Raw genomic sequence first — 7394 nt, forward strand, 5'->3', positions numbered from 1 at the left:
ATTTACTTATATACCTGTAACAAATATTTTGTAAACCATATTTAGCGCGCTGTTTTATATAAATTAGTTGCCTTGTCACAAAATTAAAGGCTGTAATGTAAAACGAGCGGGAGAGCCCATTGTGGCGATAGAGAATTTCCTCGGATACGAGGAGCCAATGATATACTTAAAAGTACAAATGAAAAGATTACTTACAGCATTATTAATAGGTTCGGCCGTTTATAGCCAGGCTCAAACCAAAACAGAAAAGCTGGTTGATTATGTTAACCCCATTATAGGTACGCAACGCATGGGGCATACCTATCCGGGTGCAACAGTGCCGTTCGGCATGGTGCAATTAAGCCCCGAAACAGATACCGCCAGCTACGAAAAAGACGGTCATTACAATCCTGATGTATACAAATACTGTGCGGGATACCAGTACGATGATAAAACGATAGTAGGCTTCAGTCATACCCACTTCAGTGGTACCGGTCACTCAGATCTGGGTGATTTCCTGATCATGCCAACAGTTGGTGCGTTGAAGCTTAACCCTGGTATAGCAGATAAACCAGGCAGCGGTTATCGTTCGGCATTTTCACACCAAAATGAGGTGAGTGCTGCAAACTACTACAAGGTAAAGCTCGATGACAATAACATCACTGCCGAGCTAACCACCACTGCAAGGGTGGGTTTTCACCAGTATACTTTCCCTAAGTCGGATCAATCACACATCATCCTTGACCTGATGGCGGGGATCTACAATTATCCTGATAAAAACGTATGGACTTACGTTAAAGTAGTAAATGATTCAACCGTTGTTGGCTATCGTCAAACCAACGGCTGGGCACGTACACGTACGCTGTATTTTGCTGTGAGTTTTTCAAAACCATTCTATCAGCATGGTTACAAGAAATATGACAAACGTGAGGTGTATGGTGGTTTCTGGGGTAAATTCAACCAAACCAAAAACTTCCCTGAAATTGCCGGTAGGCAGATCCGTACCTATTTCGACTTTAAAACCGAAGAAGGAGAGAAGATCAAGATCAAGTTTGCTTTATCTCCTGTAAGTATGGATGGCGCACTGAACAATATGCGCACTGAAGCACCGGGCTGGGATTTTAATAAGATCAAGAATGATGGCCAGCAGCTTTGGGAAAAGGAATTGCATAAAATTGAGATCGCCGGAAGCAAGGAAACCAAGCTGAATTTCTATACTTCCATGTACCATACCATGATCAATCCTACGTTGTACATGGATGCTGACGGTCAATACAAAGGCCTCGACCAGAATGTGCACAAGGCTGATGGATTTACCAATTACACTACATTTCCACTTTGGGATACTTATAGGGCATTGCACCCGCTGTTCAATATCATCGAGCCGAAACGCAATGCAGATATGATCCAATCGATGCTGGCCCATTTTGATCAAAGCCCGGAGCATATGCTGCCGGTATGGTCAAACTCAGGTAACGAAAATTGGTGTATGAGCGGTTACCACAGCGTTGCCGTAATAGCTGATGCTGTGATAAAAGGCAACGTAAATTTTGATGCCAATAAAGCGCTTGATGCCTGTGTTGCTACCGCCCGCCACCGCGATTATGAGGGTATTGGTGAGTACATGGACAAAGGTTTCATCCCCGATGAAAAAAGCGGTGTATCGGTGTCCTCAACCCTTGAGTATGCCTTTGACGATTGGGCTATTGCTCAACTTGCCAAAAAATTGAACAGGAACGATATTTACGAAGAGTTTATTAAACGCTCTGAAAACTATAAAAACGTTTATGACCCTGCAGTTGGGTTTATGCGCCCTAAACTGGCTAACGGCTCGTTCAGGACAAAATTTGACCCACTGAGCACCATCAATGAAGGTTTTATTGAAGGAAACAGCTGGAACTATACCCTTTTCGCTCCACAGGATCCCGAAAGCCTGATCAAGTTAATGGGCGGCGACAAACGTTTTGTGCGCTATTTGGATTCGTTGTTCACCATGAACCTGCCAGATAAATATTTCGCAGAAACCGAGGATATCACCCGCGACGGGATCATAGGTAATTATGTACATGGCAATGAGCCATCGCACCACGTAGCCTACCTGTACAACTGGACAGATAAACCATGGAAAACACAAGAGCGTGTACGCATGATCTTACCGATGATGTACAAGCCAACCCCTGATGGTTTAGGCGGTAATGACGATACCGGCCAAATGAGTGCCTGGTATATATTTACATCGCTTGGCTTTTACCCGGTAGCACCAGGTTCTGACCAATACTCAACCGGCAGCCCGGCTGTCGACCATGCGGTTATCAATTTAGATAATGGCAAAACATTCACCATCAACGTAAAAAATCAAAGCGCGAAAAACGTTTATGTACAAAAAATGGTATTGAACGGCAAGCCACTTGACAAGCTCTTCATTAGCCATGATGAGATCATGAGCGGCGGCGAGATCACTTTTTATATGAGCTCAAGGCACAGGTAGTGATTGGAGGTTAGTGGTTAGAGATTAGTCACAAGGGCCTTTCCCGTACGGAAAGGCCTTTTTGTTTATTTGTAGTGATAAAAGATCCCTCTGTCAAAAGGTGTCCAGACACAGGCGGTTTGTCCGCTTGCTTTTAAGGCGTTATTGGCCCAGGTGTTACAGGTGTAAAATATATTGTACTTGCGTTTGGCCTCGTAAAAGGCATCATTTTTATCATAGTTGGCATTTGTTTTTATGTTGATGACCTTGCCCTTGGCATCTCTTCTAAAACTGCTATCCACAAAGGCAACCAACCGTTTATACTGCTTATTGCTGATCATTATTTTTTTACAGTCGTTGCTTTCGGGCATGGTTTGGTAGTATGTAGCATGGATGGCGGATGTACTTAATGCAAATGCCGCTTTAAAAGCTGTGCTGAATTTTAAGTCGGCCCAAGTAGGCGTACTAAGATAGAATCCTTTATCGCCCCAGCCTATGGCCAAATATTTGCCCGTGGTATCCCGGCTTACAGTGTTTTCATAGCTGATCTCCTTGCTCCAATCGGCAATATCGTTTTTTACGGGGACAACAATATCGGTATGATCTCCATTGGTCAGGATGTAAATGGCCACATCGTTTGAGGTTTCTGCCTCTTTTTTAACAGTCCAGATGGAAAACAGGAAAGCCGAGAGAAGATAGAGCAGCACAAATGCCACTAAGCCCAGCACAAGCCTTAAAATTACTTTTGCAATTTTTTTAACGGTTATCATAATTAAGGTTACCTTAATTAATACAGGAAATACAATAAGGTGACCCTGTGGTATAGTCCACCTTATTGCTTTGATTTATACTGTCAAGTCGCCATAAAATTCGGCCCTTATTTGTAGCAAAATGTACTCGGCTTTTTGTATATCCGGTCTGTGGGGCAGGGGAGAGGTTTTGTATAGTTCATTGATGTGTTCCATTTTATCCTCTACCATTTTCATCAGTTCGTCAAATTCAAACTCGCCATTGCGGATCTTCAGTAGGAAATCCCTATCGTGACGGTTTACCATCACTTGTCCATGTTGTGCTATTTCTCCAGCCATATTAAGCAGGCGGAAAGTGTGCATCATGTTTTTAGCATCATAGCTTTTACCGTGTGATAAAGTACTTTGATACCGGGCCTCATTTCGCTTATCTTCCCATTCGCGATATTCCTTGTACTCCTTGCAGTATACCGAATAACCATCCTTATTAAAATTCATTACGGCTAAATGTGCTATCCCTTTGGGTACCGAACTTAATTGTACATCATCGGCGTCGGCGCCGGATATGATTCCCCTGAAAGCTCCGTTAGCTAATTGCTGTTGATGATACAGCAGACATACATTCCTGAAATGATCCAAACTTACTAGGCCGCACTGCTGCTGCGTAAAATTATTGTCCTTAAGCCAATCCTTTAGTGGTATGCTGCCGTTATTGTGGATCACGTAGCAAAAATCCAATACCGACTTGCGTTCCTCATCCATCGGTTTGTTGATCTTTTTATTCAGGCCACGGGCTTTCTTTATCTGTGAATGTGCGTAACCGGCAAAAGTATCCAGGCAAAGTTTTGAAAGGAAATCTTCCGGTTTTATCAGATCCATCAGCGGATGGCGGTACAATACAACTTGCCCGGGCGTACTTAACAATTCCAATATGTTGGGGTTGTTTTTAGTAAGCAATTCCAAAAAACGCCTGATCTCAAAATACACCTCATCGTTGGTGCGGTTAGCCACCTGGTCGGTTTGGGTAAAGCCGTACAGTTGTTTTTGGGGCATGATAAAGATGCCTTTTTTATCCGTGTCTGATCCTTTAACGTTTAGGTTATAAGCAGTGCTCCCGCTGATACAATCAAGCAGGAGCAGTTGCGGGTTTTGTTGCAGATGGTTAAAGGTCATTACTGTATATATTTTCTGAACAATTGGTTCAATTCATCTGGTTGCCTTCTTTCGGATGGAAGCAATGGTATCCGCTCTTTGCAATACGTGAGCGTATCCTGCAGCCATTCCTGTAGCAACGGTACTGGTTTTATCAGCGTTTTTTCATCAGCAGTTTGCTTTTGAACAAGTAAACCATCTATGATATCCTGAAAATACTTGTCGTTTACCAGGTCCCGTAGTTTACTAAACTCCATTGGTGGTACTGTTCGGCGTTCAATTATCCATAGGCAGGCCAGTATTGATCTTATCGCATAAAAATAGCGTTTCAGTTTAACTTCGCTTCCTTGCAGATCATCACATAAGGTATTAAAAACCAATGACGAATAGTGATTGGCTGAGGCCCTCAGCGAAAAATATTCGGGCATTATGCTTCTTATTTCAGTAGCAAAATCGCTATCCTCTCTGTATATTATGGGTGATTGTACCCATTCGAACAAAGATATGTTCGACTTAAGGAATAGCTTCAACGCTTTGCGTATATCCCAGCCGCGGATATCCAATATGTCATTTATAGGCAGATCGATAAAATCAGGGCTTTCTGTTATCCCGAGGTAGTAGTTTATCGGGCGGGCGTATATAAAACGCACATCGAAGTCGCTATCGGGCGAGGCAAAACCCCATGCCCGGCTTCCCGATTCGCAGGCGTAAAGTATTTTTATGTTTTTGGTCTGCTCCAGTTCAAAGAGCTTTTGTTGTATAGTTTGTTTCATGTGTTATTAGTATTAAATAAAAAGGGCTAAAAACAACCTGTGAATCTATTTGCTAAACTACTTGTAAAATTAATTACGGTTGGATTTGAACCAACGTCTTCCCGGTTACAGCCGGAACGTTCTGACCGAAGTATCACACGGTTTACGGCACCTTTTTTGTTTTCCTCAAAGAGGATTGGTTTAAAAATCAGGGAATAAAGAGCAATAAACAGCAACGCTTTGCTTGACTGGCGAAGTAACGCTTGCTAACGGTATCTTTATTCCTGATTGCAACAGGTTTAGGTTAAAAGATTTAATGAACAACAGGTTACAGGCAATTGATAGCAAGTGTTCCGATCCCATGCTCTTAACTTAATCTCCTGAGCTACCTTAGCTTATGGCTAAAGGCCGGATTTTTACCGGCGACCCTGGGGGTAAAAAGACGAAGTAATACTTGCTTACGGCACTTTAACCTGCTGTTCATTTAAAAATAAGGGCTACGGTCAATATGCGCGCAGCAAAGCTGTTTCTGCTCTACCCAAACTGAGCTACTCCAGATTACTCTGGAAGCCGGGCTCGAACCGGCGACACGAAGTAGCGCATATTTACGGCACCTTATTTTCCGTTAATTTTTTAAAGGAAGGGTGAAAATCAATAAGTCCCTTTTTCCTCCGCTCGTAGACAAGCCCGACAACGGATCCTTGACGAAGTAATACTTATTTACGACACCTTCCTTTTTTCTTTAATTTAATTATCTCCTTTTAATATTTAAAAAGAAGGGTAATAGGCAATAAGTGCTTGCTTACTCTGCGTTTTAACCATCTTAACTACCCTTACGGGGCCGGACTCGAACCGACGCCTCAGTTTTGGAAATCGAAGTAAAACTTATAAACGACACCTTCTTTATAAAGAGCAATAAGCTGCCTGCGTGAATTTTCATTTTGAGCGAAGTAACGCAAGGCAAACGGCATCTTTATTTTTTAAATGCGGGGATGTTAGCCTCCCCGCACATGTTATAAATCTATATTGTTAATAATGCTCAAAGCCGAGTTTCCGTTTTCGATAGCTGCTAACACATCAAAAACTTTATCGCTCCAGCCCGCAATTAAATGTACATCGTTTTGTAACAGCTGCAATGGTGCCTGGCCATAGCCAGCCAAATCAAACAGGTACAGTTTTGCGTTTGGCGCAACGTGCTTTTTATAATAAACCCATTGCTCCTGGATATGGTTAGTGCTGTTATTGCTGTTCCATAACTGGCAATCAGTAAATAACATTACCTTATCCATTTGTATCCTGCGAGTACTCAAGTCGTGGATAACCAGGTAGCCATTGGTAGAGTAACCTACTTCGCCTTCGCGGCGGTAAAACTCCTGCACGTTACCTAAAATGTTACCGCGTGGCACCGTAATGGTTTTCCAATGGTCGCCAAACATGCCCACCTGCACATTATTACAGCGCGATTGCAGCAGCATAGCCAGCATCAGGCCGATATCGTACAGCAGCACCTTTGATTTAGCCGATATGGGCTTCTGCATCGAACCAGATACGTCGCAGGCCAGTAACACCCGGGTATTTTCGTCAAAGCCCCTGATATTGGCAGCGCTTGCCTGTACTGCTTTTTCTAAAGCATCCAGCAGTTCGCCGGTGTAGCCCTTGTTACCGGTTATTGCCGCTTTAGCTGCTCTTGCAATGTTTTGCATGGCAGAAGTTGGCGTTATAAGTTCACGGTATGCAGCCAGGTAACGGAATGGGAACTGTTTAGCCTTGGCCACCTGTTCGCCATCGGCAAGGGTTGTGCACACTTTTTTAAAGTGAGCATAGCTTACACCTGCTTCCTGTATATTGCGCAGGTTACGCAGCAAGGCCATATAACCTATCTTACCGCTGTTAATCAGTTCTTCCCATTTGGCACGGAACGCAATTGCTTTAGCTTCGGCGCCGTCAAAATTCAACTGACCAAGGGCCGAGAGCTCTGTTTCCCATGTGTAAGGCGTTTGCAGTTCGTTTGCGGCTATCTTGTTAAAGATCAGCTGCTGCAAATCATCCTTAGCCCGTGGGTGTACCAGGAACAAAGCATCGCGCATTTTAATAGCGCCATCTCGGTTATATTTGGCAAACTGGTATTCATCAAAGCGGTTAAACGCTTGTGATAAACCTTTTTGCATTTGCTTTGATAAGCGGTTGAGCTTTTTAGTACCCTTACGCTGGGTCAGTGTTTCGTAGCAAGCCAGCAATTCGGTGATCTCATCGGCGCGACCGATAACCCCGTCGGTAACCCGGGCAACCAGATCG

The 7394-nt window shown here is 43.5% G+C and carries 5 protein-coding genes; 1 reads left to right on the forward strand and 4 read right to left on the reverse strand.

Features of this window, described 5'->3' with window-relative positions; translation table 11 throughout:
• The first annotated feature begins 178 nt into the window (after positions 1-178).
• Positions 179-2467: a GH92 family glycosyl hydrolase gene (locus tag VF500_RS06540; protein WP_330858892.1), complete on the forward strand. Its 2289-nt coding sequence runs from the start codon at positions 179-181 to the stop codon at positions 2465-2467.
• Between the two features lie 65 nt (positions 2468-2532).
• Here the strand turns inward: VF500_RS06540 and VF500_RS06545 are convergent, their stop codons facing one another.
• From VF500_RS06545 to VF500_RS06560, 4 genes are all read right to left on the reverse strand, one after another.
• Positions 2533-3216 (reverse strand): TIGR02117 family protein, encoded by a 684-nt coding sequence (locus VF500_RS06545; RefSeq protein ID WP_330858893.1) that lies wholly within the window; start codon positions 3214-3216, stop codon positions 2533-2535.
• A 75-nt stretch (positions 3217-3291) separates the two neighbouring features.
• Positions 3292-4368, reverse strand: a complete 1077-nt coding sequence (locus VF500_RS06550) for a DNA polymerase beta superfamily protein (RefSeq protein WP_330858894.1) — start codon at positions 4366-4368, stop codon at positions 3292-3294.
• Entirely contained in the window at positions 4368-5120 is a 753-nt protein-coding gene (locus tag VF500_RS06555) for a nucleotidyltransferase domain-containing protein (protein ID WP_330858895.1), read from the reverse strand. The genes VF500_RS06550 and VF500_RS06555 overlap by 1 nt, the downstream gene beginning before the upstream one ends.
• A gap of 992 nt (positions 5121-6112) precedes the next feature.
• Positions 6113-7394 (reverse strand): TROVE domain-containing protein (locus VF500_RS06560; RefSeq protein WP_330858896.1); only part of this gene is annotated, 1282 nt, incomplete at its 5' end.

The organism is Mucilaginibacter sp. (assembly GCF_036383575.1).
Classification (GTDB): domain Bacteria; phylum Bacteroidota; class Bacteroidia; order Sphingobacteriales; family Sphingobacteriaceae; genus Mucilaginibacter.

Excerpts from the sequence above, each read along its gene's own strand:
- VF500_RS06540 (WP_330858892.1), top strand. The coding sequence starts at position 179 with ATGAAAAGATTACTTACAGCATTATTAATAGGTTCGGCCGTTTATAGC.
- VF500_RS06545 (WP_330858893.1), bottom strand. The coding sequence starts at position 3,216 with ATGATAACCGTTAAAAAAATTGCAAAAGTAATTTTAAGGCTTGTGCTG.
- VF500_RS06550 (WP_330858894.1), bottom strand. The coding sequence starts at position 4,368 with ATGACCTTTAACCATCTGCAACAAAACCCGCAACTGCTCCTGCTTGAT.
- VF500_RS06555 (WP_330858895.1), bottom strand. The coding sequence starts at position 5,120 with ATGAAACAAACTATACAACAAAAGCTCTTTGAACTGGAGCAGACCAAA.